Below are 26,455 nucleotides of genomic sequence, written 5' to 3'. Positions count from 1 at the left end.
GGTCGTGGTGCTGACCAGGACGCCTCTGGGGGCGCGTCAGGTCGGGTGGGACGGGCGGACGCTCGGGTCCTGGGCGAAGGTGGTCGACGGCAGTGATGTCGTGATCAACCTGGCCGGGCGGAGTGTCAGTTGTCGCTACACGCCCGCCAGCCTGCAGGAAATGATGGATTCGCGTGTCCACTCCGCTCGGGTCGTGGGGGAGGCGATCGCGGGTGCGGCTCGGCCGCCCAAGGTGTGGTTGCAGATGAGTACGGCCACGATCTACGCGCACCGGTTCGATGCGGCCAATGACGAGGCCGGTGGGGTGATCGGTGGCGGTGAGGCGGGGGTGCCCAAGTACTGGGGATATAGCGTCAAGATCGCTCGGAATTGGGAGCGGGCGCAGGAACTGGCTGAGACGCCGGAGACTCGGAAGGTCGCGTTGCGGGCGGCCATGGTGATGAGTCCTGATCGGGGCGGGGTGTTCGATGTCCTGTCGTGGATGGCTCGGCTCGGGCTCGGGGGGCCGGTTGCCGGGGGTGCGCAGTTCGTGTCCTGGATCCATGACGTGGACTTCGTGCGGGCGGTCGAGTTCCTGATCGGGCGGGACGACATTGCGGGGGCGGTGAATCTCGCGTCGCCGGGGCCGTTGCCGCAGCGGGTGTTCATGCGGGCGCTGCGGGCGGCCTGGGGGATGCCGGTCGGGTTGCCCGCCACCGCGTGGATGGCGGAGATCGGGGCGCTCGTGATCCGGTCGGATACGGAGTTGCTGCTCAAGAGCCGGCGGGTGGTGCCGGGGCGGTTGCTCGACGCCGGGTTCGGGTTCGAGCACGAGCGGTGGCCGGAAGCCGCCCGGGATCTTGTGCGGAGGGCGCGGTCCCGGGCATGAAGACGGGGTGGACGACCCTTCGTGGTGGGAAGGCCGCCGGCTCGGGCTGTGGACGGTCCTGCGGTCGGGGCTGACCACGGCGTTCCTGCTGGCGGCCTACTTCGTGGCGCCGCTGGACAAGACGTTCACGGCCTTCAGCGGGGTGGTGCTGGGGGCGGTCCTGGCGGTCCTCGCCGGGGTGGTCGGGTGGCAGGCGCGGGCGATCGTGCGGCATCCGGCGCCGCGGTTGCGTGCCGTTGAGGCGCTCATGACGTCCGCCGCGCTGTTCGTCGTCGCGTTCTCCACGAGCTACTGCCTGATGGGGAACGGGGCGTCGCCCGAGTTCTCCGAGCGGCTCTCGCATGTGGACGCTCTTTACTTCACCATGACCGTCTTCTCGTCGGTCGGCTTCGGCGACATCGTTCCGGTGTCGCAGGCGGCGCGGGTGCTGACCACCGTGCAGATGGCCGGAGACCTGGTGTTCCTCGGTCTCACCGCGAAGGTCTTCCTGGAGGCGATGCGCCGGGGCGTCGAGCGGCGGGAAGGCCGGTGACGAGGGGTTTCCGAGAGCGTGCCATGGGCACGTGTTTGACCGTTGCCAGGACGTGTCATTCGATGACCGGGGGGTTCCGAGATGACCTCGGGATGGTACGGGCCCAGTGGGAGGGATCCGTTCGAGGAGATGCTCGCCCGCTTCTTCGGGTCGCGGGCGCACCGGCGGCCGCAGGAGCGGATCAGCATCGCGCGGCTGATGAGCGAGCCGGCGCGGGAGCTGGTGCGGGACGCGGCGGCGCAGGCGGCGCAGTGGGGCAGCGTCGATCTGGACACCGACCATCTGCTGTGGGCGGCGACGCGGCAGCAGGGGACGCGGCAGTGGATCGCGCGGGCCGGCGCCGACCCGGACAAGATCAAGGAGGAGATCGAGGGGCACGCGCGGCGGGGGGAGCCGCGGGACGTGCCACCGGAGCTGACGCCGTCGGCGAAGCGGGCGCTGCTGGATTCGCACCAGGTGTCGCGGGCACTCGGGTCGTCCTATATCGGGCCTGAGCATGTGCTCTTCGCGCTTGCGCTCGACCGGGGGTCCAGCGCCGGGCGCATTCTTGATCATGAGCATGTGACGCCGGATTCGCTGCAGCAGGCGGCGACCGGCGGCGGGCCGGGGCAGCCGCCCGGCGGGGGCGGCGGGCAGCCGTCCGAGACGCCGACGCTGGACGAGTTCGGCCGCGATCTGACCGCGCTGGCGCGGGAGGGGCGGATCGACCCGGTGATCGGGCGGCACCAGGAGATCGAGGAGACCGTCGAGGTGCTGTCGCGGCGCACCAAGAACAACCCGGTGCTGATCGGTGATCCGGGGGTGGGGAAGACCGCGATCGCCGAGGGGCTCGCGCAGCGGATCGTCGATGACGATGTGCCGGAGACGCTGCGGGGCAAGCGGATCGTCCAGCTGGACCTGAGCGGCGTGGTCGCGGGCACCCGGTACCGGGGCGACTTCGAGGAGCGGCTGAAGAAGGTCGTGGACGAGATCCGCGAGCACTCCGACGAACTGGTCGTGTTCATCGACGAGATCCACACGATCGTGGGTGCGGGCGGCGCGGAGGGCGCGGTGTCCGCCGGGAACATGCTGAAGCCGCCGCTGGCGCGCGGCGAGCTGCACGTGGTCGGCGCGACGACGATCGACGAGTACCGCCGCAACATCGAGAAGGACGCGGCGCTGGAGCGGCGGTTCCAGCCGATCCTGGTGAGCGAGCCGAGCGTCGACGACAGCATCGAGATCCTGCGCGGGCTGCGGGACCGGTACGAGGCGCACCACGCGGTGCGGTTCACCGACGAGGCGCTGGTCGCGGCCGTGGACCTGTCCAGCCGGTACCTGCCCGACCGGTTCCTGCCGGACAAGGCGATCGACCTGATCGACCAGGCGGGCGCGCGGGTGCGGCTGCGCTCGGGGACGCGGGACGGCAGCCGGCGGGAGCTGGAGCAGCGGCTCGACCGGCGGCGCCGGGAGAAGGACCAGGCCGTCTCCGACGAGGACTACGAGAAGGCGTCGGAGCTGCGCGACGAGATCGCCCGGCTGGAGAAGGACCTGGAGTCGGCGCGCGACGACGACGCCCCCGTGACCGTCCCCGAGGTGACGACGGAGGACATCGCCGAGGTCGTGTCGCGCATCTCCGGGGTGCCGGTCACGCAGCTCACGGAGGCGGAGCGGGAGCGGCTGACGCGGCTGGAGGAGCATCTGCACCAGCGTGTCGTCGGGCAGGAGGACGCGGTGGCGGCGGTGGCGCGGGCCGTCCGGCGGTCGCGCGCGGGGATGGGCGACCCGGACCGTCCGATCGGCGGGTTCCTGTTCCTCGGCCCGACCGGCGTCGGCAAGACGGAGCTGGCGAAGGCGCTGGCGGAGGCGCTGTTCGGCAGCCGGGACCGGATGATCCGGTTCGACATGAGCGAGTTCCAGGAGCGGCACACCGTCAGCCGGCTGATGGGCGCTCCGCCCGGATACGTCGGGTACGAGGAGGCGGGGCAGCTGACGGACGCCGTCCGGCGGCAGCCCTACTCGGTGATCCTGCTGGACGAGATCGAGAAAGCGCACCAGGACGTGTTCAACGTCCTGCTGCAGCTCCTCGACGACGGCCGACTCACGGACGCGCAGGGCCGCACCGTCGACTTCCGCAACACCGTGGTGATCATGACGAGCAATCTGGGCTCGGAGCTGATCACCGGCACCACGGAGATCGGGTTCGGCACGCCGAGCGGGGAGGGCAGCGCGCTCAGCGACCGGATCATGCGGCGGCTGCGCGAGTCGTTCCGGCCCGAGTTCCTCAACCGGATCGACGAGATCATCGTGTTCCGGCGGCTGGAGGCGGGGCAGCTGCGGCAGATCACCGACCTGCTGCTGGACGAGACGCGCCGCCGCCTCCGCGCGCAGGACGTCGACGTCGACTTCACGCAGGAGGCCGTGGACTGGCTCGCCGAGCGCGGCTACCAGCCCGAGTTCGGCGCCCGGCCGCTGCGCCGCACGATCCAGCGGGAGGTGGACGACCAGCTCGCCGATCTGCTGCTGTCGGGCGATCTGGAGCACGGGCGGCATGTGGAGGTGTCCGCGGTGAACGGTGGTCTCCAGTTCGACGTCACGACCGAGTAAGGGTTATTGTCCTCTTGTAAGCCTTACAGGAGGACATCTGATGCTCATCCCTCTCGCTGATTACGCGAAGGGCGTCGAGGTCGTGAACGCCTTGGTGGCGACCTCGCCCGAGGTGCGGGGGAGCGAGGTGCTGGCGGACGCCGGCGCGCTGGCCCGGCTCCTTCCGCCGTCGCTTGGATTCCGGACGCCCGACGCCGGAGACGTCGAGAAGGTCCGCTTCCTGCGGCGCGAGGTGCGCGCCGTGCTGGAGGCGGAGACCGAGGAGCGGGCGGTGGAGGGCGCGGCGCTGCTCGCCGGGCACGCCGGGCTCGCCCCGGTCCTGCGCCGCGACCCGTCCGGCCGGTGGCAGTGGTACGTGCCGACGGTCCGGGACGCCTCGCTCGTCGGGGAGCTGGCCGCCGTCGCGGGCGTCGCGCTGCTCGGCCTCGTCCGGGCGCTCGGCCACGAGCGGTTCCGGGCGTGCGAGGCCCCCGGCTGCGCGGGCGTGTTCGCCGACGCCAGCCGCGCCGGGCGCCGCCGCTTCTGCATGCCCGAGCGGTGCGGGAACCGGCTCAACGTCGCCAACCACCGCGCCCGCCGCCAGGCGGTGACCCGGTGACCGCCCCGCTCGACGGCGCGATCCGGCTGCCGGACGGCGCCTGGATCCGGGGACGCGGGCTCCGCAACCCGGCGCCGGGCGGGCCCGAGCCCGCGTTCGGCCTCTACCTGGGCACCGCGAAGCTGCGGAGCCGCCACGAGCCGGAGCTGCGCTGGGAGTCGGCGTGGCTCGACTGGCCCGACTTCCGGCTGCCCCGCGACCGCGACGAGGCCGTCCGGCAGATCCGCGCCCTGCACGAGCGGGCCGGGGCCGGCGAGGCGGTGGAGGTCGCCTGCGGCGGCGGCATCGGGCGCACCGGGACCGTCGTCGCCTGCCTGGCCGTCCTCGCCGGGGTCGAGCCGTCCGGGGCGGTCGCCTGGGCGCGCGAGCACCATCACCCGCGCGCCGTGGAGACGCCCTGGCAGCGCCGCTGGGTCGCCCGCTTCCCGGCCGGCCGGTAGATACCGCTAGGCGCCGAGGATCAGGGTCGCGGCGTGCTCGCCGATCATCATGCTGGGGGCGTTGGTGTTGCCGCCGATGATGCTCGGCATGATCGACGCGTCCGCGACCCGGAGCCCCTCGACGCCGCGGACCTTCAGCGCCGGGTCGACGACGGCGCGCTCGTCCGACCCCATCCGGCAGCTGCCGACCGGGTGGTAGACGGTCGTGGCGCGGTTCGGCAGCTCCTTCGCCAGCGCGGCGCGACCGGTGTAGGACGGTCCGGGCGACAGCTCCGCCTTGACGTCCCCGGCGATGATCTTGTTGTTCATCACCTCGCGGACCAGCTCGATGCCGTCCAGCAGCAGCCGGGCGTCGTCGGGGTCGGACAGGTAGCCGGGGTCGATCACCGGCGCGGCGGCCGGGTCCGCGGACGCCAGCCGCACCGTGCCGCGGCTCTTCGGGTAGATCAGCGTCGGCATGATCGTGAGCGCGGGCCGCTTGTCGACCTTGTGCCGCACCGGGGCGTCCTGGTTCGGGAACGGGTACGACCACGGCAGCGCGTGGATCTGGATGTCGGGGACGTCCCCGGCCTGCCCGCTGCGGACGAACCCGACCGCCTCGAACACGCTGCGGGCCACCCACGTCCCGCCCTTCGTCCACTCCTTGGCGACGCCCTTGGCGAAGTAGGGCGCGGTGCCCCGGTGCCGGGCCGTGTCCATGATGAACGTCATCGGCACGAACATGTGGTCGTGCAGGTTGTCGCCGACGGGCAGGTCCGCGTGGACCTCGATGCCGTGCTCCCGCAGGTGCGCGGCGGGGCCGACGCCGGACAGCATCAGCAGGTGCGGCGACCCGAACGCGCCCGCCGCGAGGATGACCTCCTTGGACGCCCGGATCGTCCCCTTGCCCTTCTTGGTGACGACCTCGACGCCCGTCGCGCGGCCCTTGTCGATCGTCACGCGGCCGACGGTCGCGCCGGTCAGGACCGTCAGGTTCGACAGGCCGTGGTCGTCCAGGTACCCGACGGACGAGCTGTAGCGCAGGCCCTTGTCGACGCTCTGCTGGAAGATGCCGGCGCCTTCCTGCTCCTCGCCGTTGTAGTCGTCGTTCCGCTTCACCCCGGCCGTCTCGATCAGCGACTCGATGAACGCCTCGGACGCGGGCGTCAGGTCGCGCTGCCGGGTCACCTGGATCGGGCCGCCGGCGCCGCGCAGCTCGCTGGCGCCGTCCTCCCAGTTCTCCATGCGCTTGTAGCTGGCGAGGACGTCCTCGTAGCCCCAGCCGGGGCAGCCGTCCGCCGCCCAGTCGTCGTAGTTCTTGCGGTGCCCCCGCACGAACAGCATCCCGTTGATCGACCCGGAGCCGCCCAGGACCTTCCCCCGGGTCTGCGGGATCTTCCGGTCGAGCGCGCTCCCCTGCGGGGTGCTGTAGAAGCCCCAGTCCAGCTTCTTCTTCAGCTGCGGGACGTTGTGGAAGACGGCGATCAGCCCCGGCTTGCGGACCAGCGGCGTCCGGTCCGGGCCGCCCGCCTCCACCAGGACGACGCTCGCCCCCGAGTCGGCCAGGCGCCGCGCCAGCACGCACCCCGCGCTCCCGGCCCCCACCACGACGTAGTCAGCGGTCTGGTCCATGTCTTCCTCTCAGCGGCGTCCGCGCACGCGCGGACGACCCCAGTCGAGGGCCCGCGCCTGGCCCGGTCGGCGCCGCCGCGAGGGCGACTAATGGGTGCGCCGATCGTAGAAGGACCGGAATGCGCCGCCAACCCCTGTCCCGATGACCGGAATCCCCCCGCGTCCGCCGGGACGGGGGCTGGCCCCACCCCCGGTCAGGGAGATCACACCAGTGTGCCGGGGAGCGCGCCCGCTTAGCGTTCGAGGACATGACCAGAATGCACCGGATCATCGCGTTGCTGCTGGGAGCCGCCGCGATCGCCGCCACCGCGGCGGCGCCGCCGGCACGGGCCGCCCGCGCGCGCTGCGGCGACCATGACGTCCTGCGGACCGCCTTGGAGCGCATGACGGGCGTCCACGGCCTGACGGGCGCGGCGGTGCGGGTCGACGACCCGCGCTGCGGGACGTGGACGCACGCGAGCGGCGTCGCCGACCGGCGGACGGGCCGCCCGATGAGCGCCGGCCTGCGGGGGCGGATCGGCAGCATCACCAAGACGTTCACGGCGGCCACCGTCCTCGCGCTGGCGGCGGAGGGCCGCGTCCGGCTGGACGCGCCCGTCGAGCGCTACCTCCCGGGCCTGCTCGACCGCGGCGGCTACGACGGACGGAAGATCACCGTGCGGAGCCTGCTGCGGCACACCAGCGGCCTGCCCGACCACATGGACAGCTTCGAGAGCACCGACGACTTCCGCTTCCGGCACTTCGAGCCGGAGGAACTGGTCGCGCGGGCGCTCACGCTGCCGCCTCCCGGGCCCGGGTGGCACTACTCCACCACCAACTATGTGATCGCGGGGCTCATCGTGGAGAAGGTCAGCGGGCACGGGGTGGAGGACGAAGTCTCGAACCGGATCATCAAGCCGCTGCGGCTCCACGACACTTACTGGCCCGGCGACGAGACCCGGATCCGGGGACCGCACCCGCGCGGCTACGTCCGCGAGGAGGACGGCTCGTACACCGACTACACCGAGATGAACGTGTCGGCGGGCGGGGCGGGCGGTGCGCTCATCTCCAGCCCCCGCGACGTCAGCGCGTTCTTCGGGGCCCTGATGGGCGGGCGGCTGCTGCCCCCGGCGATGCTCGCGGAGATGAAGCGGGCCGTCCCCGCCGACCCCGACCGCGTGTGGGAGGGCGCGCGGTACGGCCTCGGCCTGATCGGGACGCCGCTGCGCTGCGGCGGCGACTGGTGGGGCCACGCCGGCGACATCGACGGCTTCACCGCGATCTCCGGCACGGCGCCGTCCGGCCGCCGCGTCGCGGTCGCCTTCAACGAGAACCCGTCGACCTTTGAAGCGTTCACCGGCGAACTGGACGTCGTCCAGGCCGCCCTGTGCGAGGAGGCGGCATGAGGACGATCCGATGGGCGGCGGCGCTGACCGGAACGGCCGCCGCGCTGGCGCTGCTCGCCCCGGCCGCGTCGGCGGCCCCGGCCGGACAGCGCGGCGACGGCCTCGACCGCTTCTACCAGCAGCGGCTCACATGGAAGGCGTGCACGCTCGGCCCGGACGACGAGGTCGGCGCCGAACTCGACAAGGCCGGCGCGCGGTGCGCCGACGTGACCGTCCCGCTCGACTACGCCCGGCCGGACGGCCGGACGATGACCGTCGCGATCTCCCGGCTCGCGGCGTCCGACACCCGGCACCGGATCGGGACGATGATCCTCAACGGCGGCGGGCCGGGGCCGTCGCTCGACCTGCCGCCCTACATGCGCGGCGTCATGGGCGCGGCCGGCCCGCGCTACGACCTCGTCGGGATGGACCCGCGCTCCCTCGGCCGGAGCGGCGGAGTCGACTGCGGCTGGCCCGCCGGCACGTGGATCAAGGGCGCGGGTGCGACGCGCCGCTCGTTCGACCGGTCCGTCGCGTTCGCCAAGGACCTGGCACAGCGGTGCGCGCGGACGAACGGCGACGTGCTCCCGTACATCAGCACCCGCAACATCGCCCGTGACATGGACGTCGTCCGCGGCGTGCTCGGCGAGCGGAAGGTGTCCTACAACGGCGGCTCTTACGGCACCTACCTCGGCCAGGTCTACGCGGCGATGTTCCCGGGACGGCTCGACCGGGTCGTCCTCGACAGCTCGCAGGACACGCTCTCCTGGGGGCCGCGCGTCATCGCCACCATGGGACGGGCGAACGACCGGGCTCTCGGCGACTGGGCGGCGTGGGCGGCGAAGCGGCACGCGACGTACGGGCTCGGGGAGACGCGCGGCGACGTCCTGGCGACCGTGGAGCGGATCTACGCGGCGTCCGCCCGCGCGCCGCTCGCCGTCGGCCGGCACCGCCTGGACGACACGATGCTGCCGGTGGTGCTGTTCGACAACCTCGGCACCGACGAGGACGCGGCGCGGGCGAGCCTCGCCGCGTCGGTGCGGGTGCTGGCGGACGCCGCCGCGGGACGTCCCGCGCAGCCCACCCCCGACCTCGACGCGGAACTCACCTTCCTGCTGACCGGGGCGGAGTCGCGGTACGGCAGCGGCCAGAGCGCCATCATCTGCGGGGACGTGGCGGCGCCGCGCGACCCCGAGGTCTACTGGCGGGACGTCCAGCGGCATCGCGGTGACAGCCCCCTGTTCGCGCCGGTGGGCCACGGCATCAGCCCGTGCGCGTTCTGGCCGGTGCGTCCCGCCGAGCCGCCGGTCCGGGGCGTCGGGCCCTTGCCCGCGCTGATGGTGGCCGCGACAGGCGACACCCGTACCACCTACGCCGGCAACGAGGTCGCGCACCGGATGCTGCCCGGCAGCCGGATGATCACGTTGCGGGCGAACGTCCACGCCCCCTACCAGCGCGGCTACCCGAACGCGTGCGTCCGGGACCGGACGAACGACTACCTCGCCACCGGCCGCCTGCCGTCCCGCGACCTCGTCTGCGCCCCCGAGTAACCGGGCGCGGCGGGAGCACCGCGCCGTCCGGCTCCTCAGCGGAGGATGCCGGCGGCGCGGGCCTCCGTCAGCCACGACGGGAACTCGTTCATCAGGCGCCCGTACAGGTCGTCGTCGGCGATGCTCCTCGGCTCCGGGCCGGCCGGGAAGAAGTCGGCGTTGTCGATCGCGCGCTTGCGCGGGACGGGCAGGTCGTCGAGCTTGCGCAGGAACTTGAACGCGTCGTCGCCGAACCCGACGAACTGCCAGAAGATCGGGAGCGTGGACGCGGCGCACAGGGTCTTCTCCGCCGCCGTCCGGGAGTCCGGCGACCCGTCGGTCTGGAAGATGACGTACGCGGGCGCGGTGGCCCCGCTCGCCCGGTAGTGGTCGATGACGGCCTGCATGGCGGCGGCGTAGTTCGTGGTGCCCATGTGCCCCAGGCGCTCGTGCTCCTCGTTGATCCGGCCCTGGTAGCGGGTGAGGCTCACATCCACCGGCGGGTGCGCGACCTTGTCGAAGAACACGACGGGGACCACGCCGTCGTCGTCCAGGTGCGCGGAGAGAGCGAGCGCCTGCTCCGCGAGGTGCTGGACGGTCCCGTCCTTGTAGTAGCGGCGCATCGACCCGGACCGGTCGAGCACCAGGTAGACGGCGGCGCGCTCCCCGCCGAGCCCGCGCTTCTCGAGGTTGACCTTGGCGGCCTTGTAGAGGCTGACCAGGCCGGGTGCGGTCGATTGGACCTTGTCCAGGCTGATGGGCATGGGGCGCTCCCGGTAGGCGATCTGGACGTCCAAGAATGCACCGTTGTGCCAGGTCAGCGCAGGGTTCTGCCGGATCCGGCCGCCTCGGCGTGTCAGGCGTCGTAATCGACGGTGAGATGTGCGGTCGCCGGGACCGACTGGCAGGTCAGGACGTAGCCGGCCTCGACCTCCGCCGGGTCGAGCGCGAAGTTGCGACGCATGTCGACCTCGCCCTCCACGACCTTGGCCCGGCAGGTGCCGCACACGCCGCCCTTGCACGCGAACGGCAGGTCGGGCCGGACGCGCTGCGCGGAGTCGAGGACGGTCGCGTCCTGGGGCTGGGTGAGGGTCGTCGAGCGGCCGTCCAGGACGACCGTGACCTCGCACGCCGGGCCCGTGGGGGCGTCCTGCCTCCGGATCGGCTCGGGCGGCGGCTCGTCCACATAGAAGAGTTCCTGGTGGACGCGTTCGCGCGGCACACCGAACCCCTGGAGGACGTCGCGGGCGTCGGTGACCATGCCGAGCGGCCCGCACAGCCACCAGTGGTCCACGTCGGAGACGGGGACGAGGAGGGGGAGCAGCGTGCGCAGCCGGTCGGCGTCCAGGCGGCCGCTGAACAGCTCCGCCTCGCGCGGTTCCTGGGACAGGACGTGCACCAGCTCGAAGCGGTCGGGGTGCGCGTCCTTCAGGTCGGCCAGCTCGTCGGCGAACATGACGGTGCCGCTGCTCCGGTTGCCGTACAGGACGGTGACGCGGCCGTCCGGGTCGGCGAGCGCGGACGCGGCGATCGACAGCACCGGCGTGATCCCGGACCCGGCGGCGATCAGCACATGGTGCCCGGCCCGCGTGCCGAGCGTGAACGTGCCGGACGGCGGCAGGACCTCGACGACGTCGCCCGGCCGCACGTCGCGCACCAGCCACGCGGAGAACAGGCCGTCCGGGATCTCGCGGACGCCGATGCGCGGCGCGGCCCCGGCGGGCGCGCAGATCGAGTAGGAGCGGCGCTCCTCCCGGCCGTCGATCACGCGGCGCAGGGTGAGGAACTGGCCGGGCCGGAACGCGTAGGCGTCCGCCAGGTCCGGCGGCACCTCGAAGGTGACCGCGACCGCGTCGTCGCACAGCCGCTCCACGCCGGCGACGCGCAGCGCGTGGAAGCCGGTGCGGCGGGGTGCGACCTCGGTGAGCGTCACTCAGATCTCCTTGAAGTGCTCGAACGGCTCGCGGCAGGACGCGCAGCGCCGCAGCGACTTGCAGGCGGTCGCGCCGAACCGGGACAGCTCGACGGTGTCGGACGAGCCGCAGCGCGGGCACGGGACGCCGCGGGTCGGGCCGAGCGTGAGCGGGATCGGGCCGGGCGCGCGGCGGGGCGCCGCGCCGGGCGGCGCGATCCCGGCCTCGCGGAGCTTGCGGCGGCCGGGCTCGCTGATCCAGTCGGTCGTCCACGGCGGGTCGAGGACGGTCCGGACCTCCACGTCGGCGTACCCGGCGTCGGCGAGCCTGCGCCGCAGGTCGGCGCGCATCGCGTCCAGGGCCGGGCAGCCGGTGTAGGTCGGCGTGATCGTCACCTCGACGCGGCCGGGCTCCTCCCGGACGTCGCGCAGCACCCCGAGCTCCGCGAGCGTCAGCATCGGCAGCTCGGGGTCGGTGACGGTCTCGGCGACCGCGCGCGCGCTCACCATTCCGCTTCCGGATGCTCGCGGGCGAGGCCCTGCATCTCGACGAGCAGGGCGGCCAGCGCGGGGGAGTGCGCGCCGTCCCGTCCGGCCAGGTGGGGCGGCACGGGCTCGGGACGCCGCAGGGTCGCCCTGGCCAGCACCTCCCCGATGACCGCGTCGCACTCGTCGCGGACGTCGGCCGGGTCGACGCCCACCCCGGCGTCGGACAGCAGGCGCTCGGTCTCGTGCGTGGCGAACAGCTCGCCGGTCAGCGGCCACAGACCGTCGAGGGCGGCCTGCGCGCGCTCGTGGGAGAGGTCGGTGCCGTCGCCGAGCCTGACCGTCCACAGCGCGGCGTGGTCGCGGTGGTAGGCGACCTCCTTGACGCTCTTCGCGGCGATCGCGGCGAGGACCGGGTCCGCGGACGCGGTGAGCCGGTCGAGCAGCGCGAGCCGCCACGTCGCGAACAGCAGCAGCCGGACGGTCGAGTACGCGAAGTCGCCGTTCTCCGCCTCGGCGAGGCCGACGTTGCGGAACTCGGACGCGTCCCGGAAGTAGGCGAGGTCGTCCTCGCCGCGGCCCTTGTCCTCGGCGACGCCGGCGCGGGCCAGCAGCAGCCGGGCCTGGCCGAGCAGGTCGAGCGCGATGTTGGCGAGCGCGACCTCCTCCTCCAGTTCGGGCGCGTGCGTGCACCACTCCTGGAGGCGGTGCGACATGACGAGCGCGTCGTCGCCCAGCATCAGGCAGTACGCGGCCAGCGCGTCGCGGTCGACCCCGTCCGGCACGGACGGGTCGATCCCGGCGAGCGGGTCGTCGAACCCGGTGCCGAACGCCCAGCGGCTGTCGTCGCTCTCCTCGGAGAGCGCCTCGAACGGATTGTCGGACGACATCAGAAGCCTCACATATGGGGGACGTTCTCGGGGATGTCGTAGAACGTCGGGTGGCGGTAGACCTTGTCGCCGCTGGGTGCGAAGAACGGGTCCTTCTCGTCGGGGCTGGACGCGGTGACGTCCTCCGACCTCACTACCCAGATGCTGACGCCCTCGTTCCGCCGCGTGTACAGGTCGCGGGCGTTGCGCAGCGCCATCTCGGCGTCGGGGGCGCGCAGCGAGCCGACGTGGACGTGGTTCAGGCCGCGCTTGCCGCGGACGAACACCTCGTAGAGCGGCCAGTCCTTCTCCATCACGCCACCTCCCTCCCGGTATGCCGGTTCGTGTGCTTCGCGGCGTACGCGGCGGCGGCCTCGCGCACCCAGGCGCCGTCCTCGTGGGCCTTGCGGCGCCGCTCGATCCGCTCGGCGTTGCAGGGGCCGTCGCCGCTGATCACGCGCTTCAGCTCCGACCAGTCGATCTCGCCGAAGTCGTGGTGGCCGCGCTCCTCGTTCCAGCGCAGCTCGGGGTCGGGCAGCGTGACGCCGAGCGCCTCGGCCTGCGGGACGGTCATGTCGACGAACCGCTGCCGCAGCTCGTCGTTGGTGTGCCGCTTGATCTTCCAGGCCATGGACTGCGCGGTGTGCGTGGAGTCGGCGTCCGGCGGGCCGAACATCATCAGGGACGGCCACCACCAGCGGTTCACGGCGTCCTGCACCATCTCCCGCTGGGCGTCGGTGCCGCGCATCAGCGTCATCAGCAGCTCGTAGCCCTGCCGCTGGTGGAACGACTCCTCCTTGCAGATCCGGATCATGGCCCGCGCGTACGGGCCGTAGGAGCTGCGGCACAGCGGCACCTGGTTGCAGATCGCGGCGCCGTCCACCAGCCAGCCGATCACGCCGACGTCCGCGAACGTCAGCGTCGGGTAGTTGAAGATCGACGAGTACTTCTGCTTCCCGGAGATCAGCTTGGCGGTGAGGTCGGACCGGTCGGCGCCGAGCGTCTCCGCCGCCGAGTATAGGTAGAGGCCGTGGCCCGCCTCGTCCTGCACCTTGGCCAGCAGGATCGCCTTGCGGCGCAGCGACGGCGCGCGGGTGATCCAGAGGCCCTCCGGCTGCATGCCGATGATCTCCGAGTGGGCGTGCTGCGCGATCTGCCGGATCATCGTCGACCGGTACTTGTCGGGCATCCAGTCGCGCGGCTCGATCCGCTGGTCGCGCTCGATGGTCCGCTCGAAGTGCTCCTGCGTCATGCCGTCTCCTCCGGGCGCTTGGCGACCAGCGTCAGGACGTCGTACTGCGCGACGACGGCGCCGTCCTGCCGGGTGACCTCGGTGTCCCAGCGGACCTCCCCGTAGTCGGCGTTCTCGCGCGGGGTGATCTGCTTGGCGGTGAGCTTCACCGTCAGCTCGTCGCCGGGGAACGTCGGGGCGAGGAACCGCAGGTTCTCCAGCCCGTAGTTCGCGAGGACGGGGCCGGGCTCGGGCGAGACGAACAGGCCCGCCGCGAACGACACGACGAGGTAGCCGTGCGCGACCCGGCCGCCGAAGAACGGGTTGGCCTTGGCGGCCTCCTCGTCCATGTGGGCGTAGAAGGTGTCGCCGGTGAACTCGGCGAAGTGCTCGATGTCGGCGAGGGTGACGGTGCGCGGACCGGCCACGACCGTGTCGCCGACCTTCAGGTCTTCGAGGTGCTTGCGGAAGGGGTGCTCGCCGGTCTCAGTGCGGGGTGCGCCCGGCGTCCAGCGGCCGGTGATCGCGGACAGCATCGACGGCCCGGCCTGGACGGCGGTGCGCTGCATGTGGTGCATGACCCCGCGCATCCCGCCCATCTCCTCGCCGCCGCCCGCGCGCCCGGGGCCGCCGTGCACGAGGCCCGGCATCGGGGAGCCGTGGCCGGTGGACTCCTTCGCGTCCTCCTCGTTCAGGACGAGCAGCCGCCCGTGCCACGGCGCGGCGCCGAGGACGACGCGGCGCGCGAAGACGGGGTCGGCGGTGACGACCGAGCCGACCAGGCTGCCGAGGCCGCGCGCGGCGAGCGCGACGGCCTGCTCGGCGCCGTCGTAGGGGAGCAGGGTGCTGACCGGGCCGAACGCCTCGACCTCGTGCGGCTCGGCGCGGGCGGTGTCGTCCACGCGCAGCAGGACCGGGGACATGAACGCGCCGCGCTCGGCGTCGGCGCCGGCGACCTCGACGTTCTCGGGGTCGCCGAACACGATCCGGCCCGCGTCGAGGAGCTTCTTGAGCTGCCGGCGGACCTCCTCGCGCTGTTCGAGGGTGGCCAGCGCGCCCATCCGCACGTCCGGGTCGGACGGGTTGCCGATCTTCACCCGCGCGAGCCGCTCGCTCGCGGCCTGCGCCACGTCGTCCATCAGGTCGGACGGCACGAGCGCCCGCCGGATGGCCGTGCACTTCTGACCCGCCTTCACCGTCATCTCGGTGACGAGCTGCTTGACGAACAGGTCGAACTCGGCCGTGCCGGGGCGGGCGTCCGGGCCGAGGATCGCGCAGTTCAGCGAGTCGGCCTCCGCGTTGAACCGGACCGACCGCCCGGTCACGACCGGGTGCGCGCGCAGCAGCCGCCCGGTCGAGGCGGACCCGGTGAACGCCAGGACGTCCTGCTCGGTCAGGTGGTCGAGCAGGTCGCCGGGGTCGCCGCAGACGAGCTGGAGCGTGCCCTCCGGCAGGATGCCCGACTCGACGATCAGCTCGACCAGCCGCGCGGACAGGTACGCCGTCTGCGGCGCGGGCTTCACCAGACTCGGCATCCCGGCGAGGAACGCGGGCGCGAGCTTCTCCAGCGGGCCCCAGACGGGGAAGTTGAACGCGTTGATCTGCACGGCGACGCCCTGCAGCGGCGTGCAGACGTGCCGTCCGGCGAAGGTGCCGCCCTTGCTGAGCGGCTCCACGTCCCCGTCGACCAGGACCGTGTCGTTCGGCAGCTCGCGCTTGCCCTTGCTCGCGTACGCCAGCAGGACGCCGATGCCGCCGTCCACGTCGATGCGCGAGTCGGCGAGGGTGGCGCCGGTGCGGGCCGACAGCGCGTACAGCTCGTCGCGGTGCTCGCGCAGGTGCAGGCCGAGCCGCTTCAGCAGGGCGGCGCGCTGGTGGAACGTCAGCTCCCGCAGGGCCGGGCCGCCCGTCCGGCGGCCGTGCTCCAGCGCGGCGCCCATGTCGATGCCGGTCGAGGAGATCCGGGCGACCTCCGCCCCGGTCACGGCGTCGGTGAGCGGCGCGCCCTCGTCCGGCGGGACGTGCCACGCACCGGACACGTAACTGGGCAGCGGAGCCATCGGGCCTCCTCGAATTACTGACCGTCCGTTCAGTCAGATATTAACCCGGGGACGGGGCCCGCGAGAAGAGCTGAACGGCGTTCGGCGCTGCGATAATGGGTCCGTGGGCAACACGGGCGGCGGGCGGGCGAACCGGCGGGGGCGGCCGGGCTACGACAAGGAGTCGCTGCTGCTGGTCGCCGTCAAGGTGTTCAACGAGCGCGGCTACGACGGCACCAGCATGGACGAGCTCGCCAAGCGGCTCGGCATCGGCAAGTCCGCGATCTACCACCACGTCGCCGGCAAGGACGAGCTGCTCCAGCTCGCCGTCGACCGGGCCCTCGACGGGCTGTTCGCCGCCGCCGAGGAGACCGCCGCCGTGGAGGGCCGCGCCATCGACCGGCTGGAGCACCTCGTGCGCGCCAGCGTCGCCGTCCTCGTCGAGCGGCAGCCGTTCGTCACCCTGCTGCTGCGGGTGCGCGGCAACACCGCCGTCGAGAAGCGGGCACTGGCCCGCCGCCGCGAGTTCGACCACCTGGTCGCCGCGCTGGTCGCGCAGGCCGAGGCGGAGGGCGACATCCGCGCCGACATCGACCCGGCGATCACCGCCCGGCTGCTGTTCGGCCTGGTCAACTCGCTGATCGAGTGGTACAGGCCGCGCGGCGGCGCGAGTGGGGGGGAGATCGCCGACGCGCTCTGCAAGGTCGCGTTCGACGGGCTGCGCCGCCGCGCGGCGGCTACCGGCGACTGACCAGCATCTCGGGGCGTTCCACGCAGTCGGCGACGAACCGCAGGAACCCGCCCGCGACGCCGCCGTCGCAGACCCGGTGGTCGAACGTGAACGACAGCTGCGTCACCTGGCGCAGCCGCACCTTCCCCTTGTGCGCCCAGGGCTTCTCGGCGATCCGGCCGACGCCGAGCATCGCCGCCTCCGGATGGTTGATGATCGGGGTCGAGCCGTCCACGCCGAACACGCCGTAGTTGTTGAGCGTGAACGTGCCGCCGGTGAGGTCGCTCGGGGACAGCCGCCCGTCGCGGGCCTCCTCCGTCCGCGCCCGCAGCGCGGCGGCGAGGTCGGCCAGCGACAGCAGGTGCGCGTCCCGGACGACCGGCACGACCAGGCCCCGCTCGGTCTGCGCCGCGAACCCGAGGTGGACGTGCGGTAGCCGGACGATCTCCTCGCGCTCGGTGTCCACGTAGGCGTTGAGCTCGGGGAAGCGGCGGAGCCCCGCCACGCAGATCGCGGCGAACAGGGCCAGCATGCCGACGCCGGCGTCCGGGTCGGCCTTCGCGATCCTCTTCTTGAGCTTGACCAGCCGGGTCGCGTCCACGTCCACCCAGGTCGTCGCGTCCGGGATCTCGCGGCGGCTGCGGGACAGCTTCTCGGCCATCGTCCGCCGGACGCCCTTCAGCGGGACGCGCACGACGTCGGCGGCGTCCCGGCGCTCCTCGGCGGGCGGGGCGGTGCCCGCGATCGCCTGCTCGACGTCCCGGCGCAGGATGACGCCGCCGGGGCCGGTCGGGGTGAGCGCGGCGACGTCGACGCCGTTGTCCTTGGCGAGGCGGCGCACCACCGGGGAGATCACGCGCGGCGCCTCGTCCTTCGCCGCCGCCGCGGGACGGGCGGGAGCCAGGGCCGGCTGCGCGGCGCGGCGGCGGGAGCGGCGGGTCTCGGTCGTCCCGTAGCCGACCAGGACGTTGCCCGAACCGGCCCGCTCCTCCTCCCGGTACCGCTCGGCGGCGGCATCGGGGGCGGTGGCGGGCGCGGCGTTCTCGGCGGCTATCGCGATCAGCGGAGAGCCCACGTCCACGACCGTGCCCGCCTCGGCGAACAGCTCCGCGACCGTGCCGGCGATCGGGACCGGGACGTCCACGGCCGCCTTCGCCGTCTCGACCTCGACGATGATCTGGTCGGTCGTCACGGTGTCGCCGACCGACACCTTCCACTCCAGGATCTCCGCCTCGGTGAGCCCCTCACCGAGGTCCGGAAGCTTGAAGACCGTCGCGCTCACGCCACACCACCCAGGTACCTGGTGTCCGGCTTGTCGTCGCGCTGGAGGCGGTCCAGGGCGTCGAGGATGCGGTCCACGCTCGGCAGGTGGTGGTGCTCCAGCATCGGCGGCGGGTACGGGATGTCGAACCCGGTCACCCGCAGCACCGGCGCCTCCAGGCTGTGGAAGCAGCGCTCCTGGACGCGGGCCGCGATCTCCGCCCCCACGCCCGCGAACCCGGCGGCCTCGCCGACCACGACGCAGCGGCCCGTCTTCCGCACGGACGCGGCCACGGTCGCGTCGTCGAACGGGACGATCGTCCGCAGGTCGACGACCTCCAGGTCCCAGCCCTCGTCCTTCGCGGCGGCCGCCGCCTCCAGCGCGACCGGCACGCTCGGCCCGTACGCGACGAGCGTCGCGTCCCGGCCGGGGCGGCGGACGGCGGCGCGGCCGAACGGCTCCGTCCGGTCCAGCCGCCCGATGTCGGCCTTGGACCAGTACAGCTTCTTCGGCTCCATGAACACGACGGGGTCCGGGTCGTCGATCGCCTCACGCAGCAGGGAGTACGCGTCCTCGACGGTGGCCGGGGTGACGACCTTCAGGCCGGGCGTGTGCGCGTAGTACGCCTCGCTGGAGTCGCAGTGGTGCTCGACGCCGCCGATCCCGCCCGCGTAGGGGATGCGGATGACGATCGGCAGCGTGACCCGCCCGCGCGTGCGGTTGCGCATCTTCGCCACGTGCGACGCGATCTGCTCGAACGCGGGGTAGGCGAACGCGTCGAACTGCATCTCCACGACGGGCCGGAACCCGCCCATCGCCATGCCGACCGCGAACCCGACGATGCCGGACTCGGCGAGCGGGGTGTCGAAGCAGCGGTCGTCGCCGAACTTGGCGGTGAGGCCGTCGGTGACGCGGAAGACGCCGCCGAGCGTGCCGACGTCCTCGCCGAACACCAGGACCCGCTCGTCCTCGTCGAGGGCGTCCGCCAGCGCCGTGTTCAGCGCCTGGGCCATCGTGATCATGACAGCGCCTCCTCGGCCTCGATCTCGGCGCGGAGCTGCGCCCGCTGCTCGTCCAGCTGCGGGGTCGGGGTGCCGTAGACGTGCTCGAACATCCCCAGCGGGACGAGTTCGGGGTCGGCGTTCATCCGGTCCCGGAGCCGCGCGGCGAACTCCTCGGCCTCCGCCGACGCCGCCGCCGCGTCCGCGTCGGTGAGGTGCCCGCGGCGGCGCAGGTAGCGCTCCAGCCGGGCGATCGGGTCGCGCCCGCGCCATTCGTCCGCCTCGGCGTCCGTCCGGTACCGGGAGGCGTCGTCGGCGTTCGTGTGCGATTCGAGCCGGTAGGTGAGCGCCTCGACCAGGAACGGTCCATGCCCGGCGCGGGCGTGCTCGACGGCCGCCGCCAGCACGGCGAGCACCGCGACCGGGTCGTTGCCGTCCACCCGCTCGGACCGCACCCCGTACCCGATGCCCTTGTGGGCGAGGGAGGGCGCGGCGGTCTGCCGCTCCAGCGGCACCGAGATGGCGTACTGGTTGTTCTGGACGAGGAACACCACCGGCGCCTTGAACACGGCGGCGAAGTTCAGCGCCTCGTGGAAGTCGCCCTCGCTGGTGGCGCCGTCGCCGACGCAGGCGAGCGCGACCCGACCCGTCCCCTTGCGCCGCTCCGCGTACGCGACGCCCGCCGCGTGGACGGTCTGCGTCGCGAGCGGCGTGCACTGCGGCGCGGTGTGGTGGCGGACGGGGTCGTAGCCGCAGTGGGCGTCGCCCCGCAGCAGCGAGAGCACCTCGACCGGGTCGATTCCGCGCGTCACCAGCGCCATCGACTCGCGGTAGGTGGGGAAGTACCAGTCGCCGTCCTCCAGGGCGAGGACGGAGCCGACCTGGCACGCCTCCTGCCCGTGGCTGGACGGGTACACCGCCAGCCGGCCCTGCTTGGTCAGCGCGGTCGCCTGCGCGTCGAACCGCCGCCCGACGACCATCGCCCGGTGCGCCCGGCGCAGCAGCTCCGGGTCCGGCACCGGGTAGGGCTGCTTGCCGCGCACCGCCGCGCCGCCGTCGGTCAGGAACCGCACGGGCTCCGCCGAGGGGAGCAGCGCCTCCACCCGACCCGTCATCCGCCTCCACCTCCGCACTCGATCGGTGCTAGGAATATGAACCAGGTCAGCCATAGGTCTCAATAGACGGCCCAAATCCAGGACATTCGGCCAACCAGCGGAGCTCTCATGGACCACCTGTCTCCTGAACCGGTACCCAGTCACGGGCAAACCGGACATTCGGCGGCCCCGCTCGACGACCTCGACCAGGCGATCATCCGGGAGCTGCGCGCGGACGGCCGGATGTCCATGCGCGCCCTCGCCGAGCGGGTCAGCGTCTCCCGCTCCAACGCCTACACGCGGGTGGAGCGGCTCGTCGCCGACGGCGTCATCACCGGGTTCACCGCGCGGGTCGACCCCGTCCGGGCGGGGCTCGGCACGGCGGCCTACGTCCTGGTCAACATCGAGCAGAACTCCTGGCGGAAGGTCTCCGCGCGGCTCCGCGACGTGCCGCACATCGAGCACATCGCGTTCGTCGGCGGCGACGTCGACCTGGTCATGCTCGTCCGCACCCCCGACAACGCCTCGCTGCGCGACGTCGTCCTCGCCCGCATCCACGCCGTGGCAGGGGTCCGCTCCACCCGCACCTGGCTGATCTTTGACGAGAATCCGGCGTAACCGATCCGGCGTGAAGAGCGTTCATCTGATACCTGAGCGTGGAGACCCCGTCTTTCAGGGCGGGGAGGGGACGCGGCACGATGCGGTGCTGTGGTTTCCTGGTTTTGTCGGTGGTGGTCGGTAGGTTGCGGAGCGTGTCCCGGTACCGGCTGTGCCCGACCCCTGCCCAGGAGGCGGGGCTGCTGGAGCATTGCTCGCACGCCCGGTACGTGTGGAACCTGGCCGTGGAACAGCATGCCTGGTGGACGCCGCGACGCGGCTCCGCTCCGGGGTATGTCGCCCAAGCACGCCAACTGACCGAGGCCCGCGCCGCGAATCCGTGGCTGGCGGCCGGTTCGCAGACAGTACAGCAGCAGGCGCTCAAGGACTTCGCGCAGGCGATGGCGAACTTCTTCGCCGGTACGCACCGCCGCCCTACGTGGCGTAAGGCGGGGGTGCATGAGGGGTTCCGGATTGTCGGGGCCCGGGGTCGGGCGTGGGATGTGCGGCGGTTGTCGCGCCGTACCGGTGAGGTGCGGGTGCCGAAGGTGGGGTGGGTGCGGTTCCGCTGGTCCCGTCCCGTCCCGCCGGGGGTGAGGTCGTTCCGGGTGATCCGCGACCGCGCCGGACGTTGGCATGTCGCGTTCGCCGCCATCCCCGACCCCGTTCCCGCACCGGGCAATGGTGCGGCGGTCGGTGTCGATCGGGGTGTGGCGGTGTCGGCCGCGCTGTCCACCGGCGAGACCAGCACCGTACCGGGTTTGACGCCGGGTGAGGCCGAGCGGTTGAAGCGGTTGCTGCGCTGCCTGGCCCGCGCGTGCCGGGGGTCGAACCGGCGTGCCCGGCTCAAGGCCGCCGTCGCCCGGCTGAAAGCGCGTGAGGCCGACCGCCGTAAGGACTGGGTGGAGAAGACCTCGACGGATCTGGCCCGCCGGTTCGACGTCATCGCCGTCGAGAACCTGAACGTGCGGGGGATGACCCGGTCCGCCAAGGGAACCATCGATGCCCCCGGCGCGGGCGTCCGGCAGAAGGCCGGGCTCAATCGGGGCATCCTGGCCGCCGGGTGGGGGCAACTGGTGGCCCGGTTGGAGCACAAGGCGCCAGGACGGGTCGTCAAGGTCGACCCGGCGTACACGTCGCAGACCTGCAACAGCTGCGGGCACTGCGCCCGGGACAACCGCGAGAGCCAAGCGGTGTTCCGGTGCGTTGCCTGCGGGTACCTGGCCAACGCCGACGTCAACGCCGCCCGCAACATCAAGGACACCGCCGTGGGGCGCACGGTGGCCGCGCGGGGAGGCACGCCGTTGGGTGGGCCGGTGAACCGCGAACCTCAACCCGCTCTCCTCTCCGTCTAGGGGACGGGTTGGAATCCCCCGCCTTCAGGCGGGGGAGGACGTCAAGATCGCGTAGCCTGGTAGGGCCGCGGGCCCGCCTCCGCGGCTGTGAGGAGAACTGGTGGCTGGTCAGCGCCCGGAGCCGAGCGGTTTCGACCCGAATGTCCCGAACATCGCGCGGATGTACGACTATTACCTCGGCGGGAAGGACCATTACGCCGCCGACCGCGCCGCCGCCGACGAGGCGATCGCCGCGGATCCGACGCTGCTGACCCTGCTCCGGGAGAACCGGGCCTTCCTCGGCCGCGCCGTCCGGTACCTGGCCGAGCAGGGCATCGACCAGTTCCTCGACATCGGCACCGGATTGCCGACGCAGCAGAACGTCCACCAGATCGCGCAGTCGGTGAACCCCGCCGCCCGCGTCGCCTACGTCGACTACGACGGGCAGGTCGTCGCGCACGGGCGGGCGATCCTCGCCGACTCCCCGGGCACGCGGATGATCCAGGCCGACGCCCGCGACCCCCGCGAGATCCTGGAGAACGACGAGGTCCGGCGGCTGCTCGACTTCGGCAAGCCGATCGCGCTGCTGCTCGTCGCGACCCTGCACTTCATCCCGGACGAGGACGACCCGCAGGGCATCATGGCCGAGCTGCGCGACGCGCTCGCCCCCGGCAGCCACCTGGCGCTGACCCACGCCTCGGCCGACGGCGTCCCCGACGTGGTCGCCAAGGTCGTCGAGGTCTACAAGCGGACGTCCGCGCCCGGCACCCCCCGCACCCAGGAGCAGGTGGCGGGCCTGTTCGGCGACTTCGAGCTGCTCGACCCGGGCATCGTCTGGGCGCCGCTGTGGCGCCCGGAACGGTCCATCACCCTGGAAGAGGCCCTCCCGATCTGGTTCTATGCGGGGGTGGGCCGCAAGCACTGAGGGTGTCGGCTGAAAGCTCCCAGTACGTGATCGTTGAGGACGAGACGGGATCGGACGCGTCGTGGGCGGCGCGTCGAAGGGGAGGCGGCATCATGCTGGCGAGCACGGTCGGGGCCGCGCTGGACGAGGCGGCGGCGCGCGGCAAGGCGTTCCTGCACGACGGCGACGAGACCATCACCTACGCCGAGTTCGGCGAGCTGGCCGACCGGGTCGCGGCGGGGCTGCTGGCCCGCGGCGTCCGGCGCGGCGACCGGATCGGCCTCCTCGGCCTCAACACCCCGCAGTGGCTCGCGGTGTTCTTCGGCGCGGCGCGGATCGGCGCCGTCATCGTCCCGCTCAACGTGCGCTACCGCGACCAGGAGCTGTCGTACATGCTCCGCCGGAGCGGCGCGCGCATGGTCGTCAGCGAGCCCGAGGTCTCCGGCTTCGACTTCGCGGCGTTCTTCGAGGAGTTCCGTCCGCAGGCGCCCGACGTCACCGACTACGTCTACTTCGGCGAAGGGTTCGACGCGCTGGCCGCGGCGCCCGCCGACCCGGCGGCGCTGGCGGCGGCGCGCGACGCGGTCGAGCCGTCCGACCCGCTGGTGATCCTCTACACCTCCGGCACCACCGGGCGGCCCAAGGGCGCGGTCATCACTCACGGGAGCATCCTCGCGTCGGCGCGCGCGCAGGCCGACCACTTCGCGATGAGCGACACCGACGTGCTGCTGGGGCACCTGCCGTTCAACCACGTCGGCGGCATCACCTGCACCGTCATGGCCGCGCTGGTCAGCGGCGGGTCGGTGGCGCTGCTGCCCGCCTTCTCCCCGGACGGCGCGCTCCGTGCGATCGAACGCCACCGGGTGACGTTCCTCGGCGCCGTCCCGACCATGTACGTGCTGATGCTCGGCCGGCCCGACTTCGCCGACCACGACGTTTCGTCCGTCCGGCTGTGCATGGCGGGCGGGTCGAACGTGGAGCCGGCGCTCGCCGAGTCGATCCGCCGCGCCTTCCCCGGCGTGCCCCTCTACGGCCTGTACGGGCTGTCGGAGACGTCCGGCGCGTGCGTGCTGTCCCGGGTGGACGACGACCCCGAGACCGTCGCCCGCACCCTCGGCGTGATCATCGGCGACTTCGAGGGCCGCGTCACCGGCCCGGACGGCGCCGTCCTCCCGGCGGGCGAGGCCGGCGAGCTCCAGATCCGCGGCGGCTGCGTGACCGCCGGCTACTGGGACATGCCGGACGAGACCGCCGAGGTGTTCCTGCCGGACGGCTGGCTCGCCACCGGCGACATGGTCGAGATGGAACCGGACGGCCACCTCGTCCTGCGCGGCCGCAAGAAGGAGATGTACATCCAGGGCGGGTTCAACGTGTACCCGGTCGAGATCGAGAACGTCCTCACCACGCACCCGAAGGTCGCGATGGCCGCCGGGATCGGCGTCCCCGACCCGGTGCTCGGCGAGGTCGGCCGCTTCTACATCGTCCCGCGCGCCGGCGCCGAGCCGCCCACCGCCGACGAGCTCGCCGCCCACTGCCGCGAGCACCTCGCCGACTACAAGGTGCCCCGGCAGTTCGCCATCACCGCCGAGGTCCCGCTGACGCCCGTCGGCAAGATCCACAAGGCGCAGCTGAAGGCCGACTACCTGGGCGACGCCTAGCCGCCGGGACGCGGGGTGTGCGGCGGGGTCAGCCGCCGCGCGGGGCGTACATGATGACGGCCATGCCGGCGAGGCAGACGAGGGCGCCGGCGATGTCGTAGCGGTCCGGGCGGTAGCCGTCCGCGACCGCGCCCCACACGATCGACCCGGCGACGAAGATCCCGCCGTAGGCGGCGAGGACGCGGCCGAAGTGGGCGTCGGGCTGGAACGTGGCGGCGAAGCCGTACAGGCCGAGCGCGATGACGCCCGCCCCGATCCAGGTCCAGCCCCGGTGCTCGCGCACGCCCTGCCAGACCAGCCACGCGCCCCCGATCTCCAGGACGGCGGCGAGGACGAACAGGGCGATCGAGCGGGCGACGAGCACGGGCCTCCTCCGGAGCGGGCGCCAGGACGGGGCGTCAGGCGGCGGCGTTCTTTCTCAGGCGAACAGGTCGGTGAGCAGGGCCGCGGCGTCCGCCGGGGCCCGTGCCTCCAGTTCGATCATCTCGCCTGCGAAGCGGAGCCGGAAATCGAAGAACGGGCAGCAGCGCTGCTCGGCCGCCGCCAACTCCGCGACGGCGGCGGCCCGGTCGGCGGGCAGCGCCAGCCGCAGCCCGCCGGGGAACTCCGTCCGCACGGCGCCCTCGGTGACCGTCCGCCAGGCGGCCGCGCGCTCGGCCATGCCCTCGCCGGTCAGCGAGCACGCGATCGGCGGCTCGGCGGGCGCGTCGGCGGGCCGGGCGCCGCTCGGGAAGCCGCATTCGGCGTCGCACGGGACCGCCCGGTCGGGCAGCGCGTCCAGGTTCCGGAGCACGCCGTGCAGCGAATCGGTGAACGCGGACAGCTCGGCCAGCCGGTGCTCGGCCTCGGCCAGACGGGCGGTGATGCGCGGACGAAGATCGGCCTTCACGTCCGCGCACGCACCGTCCTCCCACACCCCGAGCAGCTCCCCGATCTCCTCCAGCGGGAGGCCGAGGTGCTTGGCCGAGCCGATGAACGCCAGCCGCGCGACCGCGTCCTCCCCGTACATCCGGTAGCCGGCCGGGCTGCGGTCGGCGGCCAGCAGCCCCGCGTCCTCGTAGAACCGCAGCGTCGTCGCGGGGACGCCGCTGCGCTCGGCCAGCTGTGAGATCCGCATCGTCGTCATGCCCCGACGCTAAGCCTTCGACCCGGCTCGAAGGTCAAGCCTCCAGCAGCGCCTGCCCGACATAGCCGCCGGGACGGGCGCCGCCGGGCACGGCGAAGATCGCGCTGGACTCGTGCCGCAGGAAGCGGGTGAGACCGTCCGCGCCGTCCAGCTTGCGCTGCACCTGGATGAAGCCGGCCGTCGGGTCCGCCTGCCAGGCGACGAACAGCAGCCCGGCGTCGGGGGCGCCGTCCGGGCGGAGGCCGTCGTGGTAGGAGAAGCTGCGCCGCAGCATGGTCGCGCCGCCGTTGGACGCCGGCGCGGCCACCCGGACGTGGGCGTCCCCGGCGATGGCGAGCGACCCGTCCGGCCCGAGCGCCGCCAGGTTCACCGGGGTCTGCTCCGTCCCGCCCGACAGCGGGGCGCCGTCGGACTTGCGGCGGCCGATGACCCGCTCCTGCCGGGCGGCGGGCAGCCGCTCCCACGCGTCCAGCAGCATCCGGATGCGCCGGACGACCGCGTACGAGCCGCCGTTCATCCACGCGTGCGGGCCGGTGGCGTCCGGCACGAAGACCGCCCGGTCGAAGCCGGGGTCGGACGGGTCCGGGTTGCCGGTCCCGTCGAGCTGGCCCATCAGGTTGCGGATCGTCATCGGCCGCCCGGTCGCTCCCCGCGCCCGGCCGAAACCGCTCATCATCCAGCGGACCTC

At 73.0% G+C, this 26,455-nt stretch carries 26 protein-coding genes; 12 read left to right on the top strand and 14 right to left on the bottom strand.

Annotated features, from left to right (window positions below):
- The 5 genes from ETD96_RS12490 to ETD96_RS12470 all read left to right on the top strand — a co-directional run.
- On the top strand, positions 1 to 868 hold an 868-nt coding region (locus ETD96_RS12490; protein ID WP_138636482.1), incomplete at its 5' end, for an epimerase.
- A gap of 7 nt (positions 869 to 875) precedes the next feature.
- On the top strand, positions 876 to 1,400 hold the full coding sequence (locus tag ETD96_RS12485; RefSeq protein ID WP_138636481.1) for a potassium channel family protein: 525 nt from the start codon (positions 876 to 878) through the stop codon (positions 1,398 to 1,400).
- 81 nt (positions 1,401 to 1,481) lie between these two features.
- Positions 1,482 to 3,983, top strand: coding sequence for an ATP-dependent Clp protease ATP-binding subunit (locus ETD96_RS12480; RefSeq protein WP_138636480.1), 2,502 nt, complete (start codon positions 1,482 to 1,484; stop codon positions 3,981 to 3,983).
- Positions 3,984 to 4,023: 40 nt separating this feature from the next.
- Positions 4,024 to 4,581 (top strand): CGNR zinc finger domain-containing protein, encoded by a 558-nt coding sequence (locus ETD96_RS12475; protein WP_138636479.1) that lies wholly within the window; start codon positions 4,024 to 4,026, stop codon positions 4,579 to 4,581.
- Positions 4,578 to 5,021, top strand: a complete 444-nt coding sequence (locus ETD96_RS12470; RefSeq protein WP_138636478.1) for a protein-tyrosine phosphatase family protein — start codon at positions 4,578 to 4,580, stop codon at positions 5,019 to 5,021. Before ETD96_RS12475 ends, ETD96_RS12470 begins: the two co-directional genes overlap by 4 nt.
- A 6-nt stretch (positions 5,022 to 5,027) precedes the next feature.
- Here ETD96_RS12470 and ETD96_RS12465 read toward each other — a convergent pair whose 3' ends face one another.
- Positions 5,028 to 6,632, bottom strand: coding sequence for a GMC family oxidoreductase (locus ETD96_RS12465; protein WP_138636477.1), 1,605 nt, complete (start codon positions 6,630 to 6,632; stop codon positions 5,028 to 5,030).
- A gap of 248 nt (positions 6,633 to 6,880) precedes the next feature.
- On the opposite strand from ETD96_RS12465, the gene ETD96_RS12460 reads away from it, so the two are divergent.
- Together ETD96_RS12460 and ETD96_RS12455 are read left to right on the top strand one after the other, a co-directional pair.
- A complete protein-coding gene (locus tag ETD96_RS12460; protein ID WP_205719230.1) occupies positions 6,881 to 8,017 on the top strand; it encodes a serine hydrolase domain-containing protein in 1,137 nt (378 codons plus the stop codon).
- Entirely contained in the window at positions 8,014 to 9,546 is a 1,533-nt protein-coding gene (locus ETD96_RS12455; RefSeq protein ID WP_138636476.1) for an alpha/beta hydrolase, read from the top strand. The genes ETD96_RS12460 and ETD96_RS12455 overlap by 4 nt, the downstream gene beginning before the upstream one ends.
- Positions 9,547 to 9,581: 35 nt before the next feature.
- Here ETD96_RS12455 and ETD96_RS12450 read toward each other — a convergent pair whose 3' ends face one another.
- The 7 genes from ETD96_RS12450 to paaZ are packed head-to-tail and all read right to left on the bottom strand — an operon-like array spanning position 9,582 to position 16,083.
- Positions 9,582 to 10,322 (bottom strand): vWA domain-containing protein, encoded by a 741-nt coding sequence (locus tag ETD96_RS12450; protein WP_205719229.1) that lies wholly within the window; start codon positions 10,320 to 10,322, stop codon positions 9,582 to 9,584.
- 59 nt (positions 10,323 to 10,381) lie between these two features.
- Entirely contained in the window at positions 10,382 to 11,458 is a 1,077-nt protein-coding gene (paaE, locus tag ETD96_RS12445; protein WP_138636475.1) for a 1,2-phenylacetyl-CoA epoxidase subunit PaaE, read from the bottom strand.
- Positions 11,459 to 11,947 carry a 1,2-phenylacetyl-CoA epoxidase subunit PaaD gene (gene paaD / locus ETD96_RS12440; RefSeq protein ID WP_138636474.1) on the bottom strand — a complete coding sequence of 163 codons (489 nt, stop codon included), beginning with the start codon at positions 11,945 to 11,947 and terminating at the stop codon, positions 11,459 to 11,461.
- Positions 11,941 to 12,813 carry a 1,2-phenylacetyl-CoA epoxidase subunit PaaC gene (gene paaC / locus ETD96_RS12435; protein ID WP_138636473.1) on the bottom strand — a complete coding sequence of 291 codons (873 nt, stop codon included), beginning with the start codon at positions 12,811 to 12,813 and terminating at the stop codon, positions 11,941 to 11,943. The genes paaD and paaC overlap by 7 nt, the downstream gene beginning before the upstream one ends.
- Positions 12,814 to 12,821: 8 nt before the next feature.
- Positions 12,822 to 13,106: a 1,2-phenylacetyl-CoA epoxidase subunit PaaB gene (paaB, locus tag ETD96_RS12430; protein WP_138636472.1), complete on the bottom strand. Its 285-nt coding sequence runs from the start codon at positions 13,104 to 13,106 to the stop codon at positions 12,822 to 12,824.
- On the bottom strand, positions 13,106 to 14,044 hold the full coding sequence (paaA, locus tag ETD96_RS12425; protein ID WP_138636471.1) for a 1,2-phenylacetyl-CoA epoxidase subunit PaaA: 939 nt from the start codon (positions 14,042 to 14,044) through the stop codon (positions 13,106 to 13,108). Before paaA ends, paaB begins: the two co-directional genes overlap by 1 nt.
- A complete protein-coding gene (gene paaZ / locus ETD96_RS12420; RefSeq protein ID WP_138636470.1) occupies positions 14,041 to 16,083 on the bottom strand; it encodes a phenylacetic acid degradation bifunctional protein PaaZ in 2,043 nt (680 codons plus the stop codon). The genes paaA and paaZ overlap by 4 nt, the downstream gene beginning before the upstream one ends.
- A gap of 103 nt (positions 16,084 to 16,186) precedes the next feature.
- On the opposite strand from paaZ, the gene ETD96_RS12415 reads away from it, so the two are divergent.
- Positions 16,187 to 16,813: a TetR/AcrR family transcriptional regulator gene (locus ETD96_RS12415; RefSeq protein WP_138636469.1), complete on the top strand. Its 627-nt coding sequence runs from the start codon at positions 16,187 to 16,189 to the stop codon at positions 16,811 to 16,813.
- Here the strand turns inward: ETD96_RS12415 and ETD96_RS12410 are convergent.
- The 3 genes from ETD96_RS12410 to pdhA are packed head-to-tail and all read right to left on the bottom strand — an operon-like array spanning position 16,800 to position 20,169.
- On the bottom strand, positions 16,800 to 18,074 hold the full coding sequence (locus tag ETD96_RS12410) for a dihydrolipoamide acetyltransferase family protein (protein ID WP_138636468.1): 1,275 nt from the start codon (positions 18,072 to 18,074) through the stop codon (positions 16,800 to 16,802). The genes ETD96_RS12415 and ETD96_RS12410 overlap by 14 nt on opposite strands.
- Entirely contained in the window at positions 18,071 to 19,075 is a 1,005-nt protein-coding gene (locus ETD96_RS12405; protein ID WP_138636467.1) for an alpha-ketoacid dehydrogenase subunit beta, read from the bottom strand. The genes ETD96_RS12410 and ETD96_RS12405 overlap by 4 nt, the downstream gene beginning before the upstream one ends.
- Positions 19,072 to 20,169 carry a pyruvate dehydrogenase (acetyl-transferring) E1 component subunit alpha gene (gene pdhA / locus ETD96_RS12400; protein ID WP_205719228.1) on the bottom strand — a complete coding sequence of 366 codons (1,098 nt, stop codon included), beginning with the start codon at positions 20,167 to 20,169 and terminating at the stop codon, positions 19,072 to 19,074. The genes ETD96_RS12405 and pdhA overlap by 4 nt, the downstream gene beginning before the upstream one ends.
- A 108-nt stretch (positions 20,170 to 20,277) precedes the next feature.
- On the opposite strand from pdhA, the gene ETD96_RS12395 reads away from it, so the two are divergent.
- From ETD96_RS12395 to ETD96_RS12380, 4 genes are all read left to right on the top strand, one after another.
- On the top strand, positions 20,278 to 20,766 hold the full coding sequence (locus tag ETD96_RS12395; protein ID WP_138636465.1) for an Lrp/AsnC family transcriptional regulator: 489 nt from the start codon (positions 20,278 to 20,280) through the stop codon (positions 20,764 to 20,766).
- Positions 20,767 to 20,846: 80 nt separating this feature from the next.
- The gene (locus ETD96_RS12390; RefSeq protein WP_240807560.1) at positions 20,847 to 22,100 is read left to right on the top strand and encodes an RNA-guided endonuclease InsQ/TnpB family protein; all 1,254 of its coding nucleotides are present in this window, start codon (positions 20,847 to 20,849) and stop codon (positions 22,098 to 22,100) included.
- 100 nt (positions 22,101 to 22,200) lie between these two features.
- On the top strand, positions 22,201 to 23,004 hold the full coding sequence (locus tag ETD96_RS12385; RefSeq protein ID WP_240807558.1) for an SAM-dependent methyltransferase: 804 nt from the start codon (positions 22,201 to 22,203) through the stop codon (positions 23,002 to 23,004).
- 92 nt (positions 23,005 to 23,096) lie between these two features.
- Positions 23,097 to 24,641, top strand: a complete 1,545-nt coding sequence (locus ETD96_RS12380; RefSeq protein WP_138636464.1) for a class I adenylate-forming enzyme family protein — start codon at positions 23,097 to 23,099, stop codon at positions 24,639 to 24,641.
- A 28-nt stretch (positions 24,642 to 24,669) separates the two neighbouring features.
- Here the strand turns inward: ETD96_RS12380 and ETD96_RS12375 are convergent, their stop codons facing one another.
- The 3 genes from ETD96_RS12375 to ETD96_RS12365 form a co-directional block, all read right to left on the bottom strand.
- Entirely contained in the window at positions 24,670 to 25,005 is a 336-nt protein-coding gene (locus tag ETD96_RS12375) for a YnfA family protein (protein ID WP_138636463.1), read from the bottom strand.
- Between the two features lie 54 nt (positions 25,006 to 25,059).
- The gene (locus tag ETD96_RS12370) at positions 25,060 to 25,767 is read right to left on the bottom strand and encodes a MerR family transcriptional regulator (protein ID WP_138636462.1); all 708 of its coding nucleotides are present in this window, start codon (positions 25,765 to 25,767) and stop codon (positions 25,060 to 25,062) included.
- A 34-nt stretch (positions 25,768 to 25,801) separates the two neighbouring features.
- The coding region (locus tag ETD96_RS12365; RefSeq protein ID WP_138636461.1) for a Dyp-type peroxidase at positions 25,802 to 26,455 on the bottom strand (654 nt) is incomplete at its 5' end.

The sequence above is a fragment of the Actinomadura geliboluensis genome, from assembly GCF_005889745.1.
In the GTDB taxonomy this organism is placed as follows: domain Bacteria; phylum Actinomycetota; class Actinomycetes; order Streptosporangiales; family Streptosporangiaceae; genus Spirillospora; species Spirillospora geliboluensis.
This window is presented reverse-complemented; position numbering and strand designations above follow the sequence as displayed.

Excerpts from the sequence above, each read along its gene's own strand:
- ETD96_RS12480 (WP_138636480.1), top strand. The coding sequence starts at position 1,482 with ATGACCTCGGGATGGTACGGGCCCAGTGGGAGGGATCCGTTCGAGGAG.
- ETD96_RS12475 (WP_138636479.1), top strand. The coding sequence starts at position 4,024 with ATGCTCATCCCTCTCGCTGATTACGCGAAGGGCGTCGAGGTCGTGAAC.
- ETD96_RS12465 (WP_138636477.1), bottom strand. The coding sequence starts at position 6,632 with ATGGACCAGACCGCTGACTACGTCGTGGTGGGGGCCGGGAGCGCGGGG.
- ETD96_RS12460 (WP_205719230.1), top strand. The coding sequence starts at position 6,881 with ATGACCAGAATGCACCGGATCATCGCGTTGCTGCTGGGAGCCGCCGCG.
- ETD96_RS12455 (WP_138636476.1), top strand. The coding sequence starts at position 8,014 with ATGAGGACGATCCGATGGGCGGCGGCGCTGACCGGAACGGCCGCCGCG.
- paaD (WP_138636474.1), bottom strand. The coding sequence starts at position 11,947 with ATGGTGAGCGCGCGCGCGGTCGCCGAGACCGTCACCGACCCCGAGCTG.
- paaC (WP_138636473.1), bottom strand. The coding sequence starts at position 12,813 with ATGTCGTCCGACAATCCGTTCGAGGCGCTCTCCGAGGAGAGCGACGAC.
- paaB (WP_138636472.1), bottom strand. The coding sequence starts at position 13,106 with ATGGAGAAGGACTGGCCGCTCTACGAGGTGTTCGTCCGCGGCAAGCGC.
- paaA (WP_138636471.1), bottom strand. The coding sequence starts at position 14,044 with ATGACGCAGGAGCACTTCGAGCGGACCATCGAGCGCGACCAGCGGATC.
- paaZ (WP_138636470.1), bottom strand. The coding sequence starts at position 16,083 with ATGGCTCCGCTGCCCAGTTACGTGTCCGGTGCGTGGCACGTCCCGCCG.
- ETD96_RS12405 (WP_138636467.1), bottom strand. The coding sequence starts at position 19,075 with ATGATCACGATGGCCCAGGCGCTGAACACGGCGCTGGCGGACGCCCTC.
- pdhA (WP_205719228.1), bottom strand. The coding sequence starts at position 20,169 with ATGACGGGTCGGGTGGAGGCGCTGCTCCCCTCGGCGGAGCCCGTGCGG.
- ETD96_RS12395 (WP_138636465.1), top strand. The coding sequence starts at position 20,278 with ATGGACCACCTGTCTCCTGAACCGGTACCCAGTCACGGGCAAACCGGA.
- ETD96_RS12390 (WP_240807560.1), top strand. The coding sequence starts at position 20,847 with ATGCGGTGCTGTGGTTTCCTGGTTTTGTCGGTGGTGGTCGGTAGGTTG.
- ETD96_RS12380 (WP_138636464.1), top strand. The coding sequence starts at position 23,097 with ATGCTGGCGAGCACGGTCGGGGCCGCGCTGGACGAGGCGGCGGCGCGC.
- ETD96_RS12370 (WP_138636462.1), bottom strand. The coding sequence starts at position 25,767 with ATGACGACGATGCGGATCTCACAGCTGGCCGAGCGCAGCGGCGTCCCC.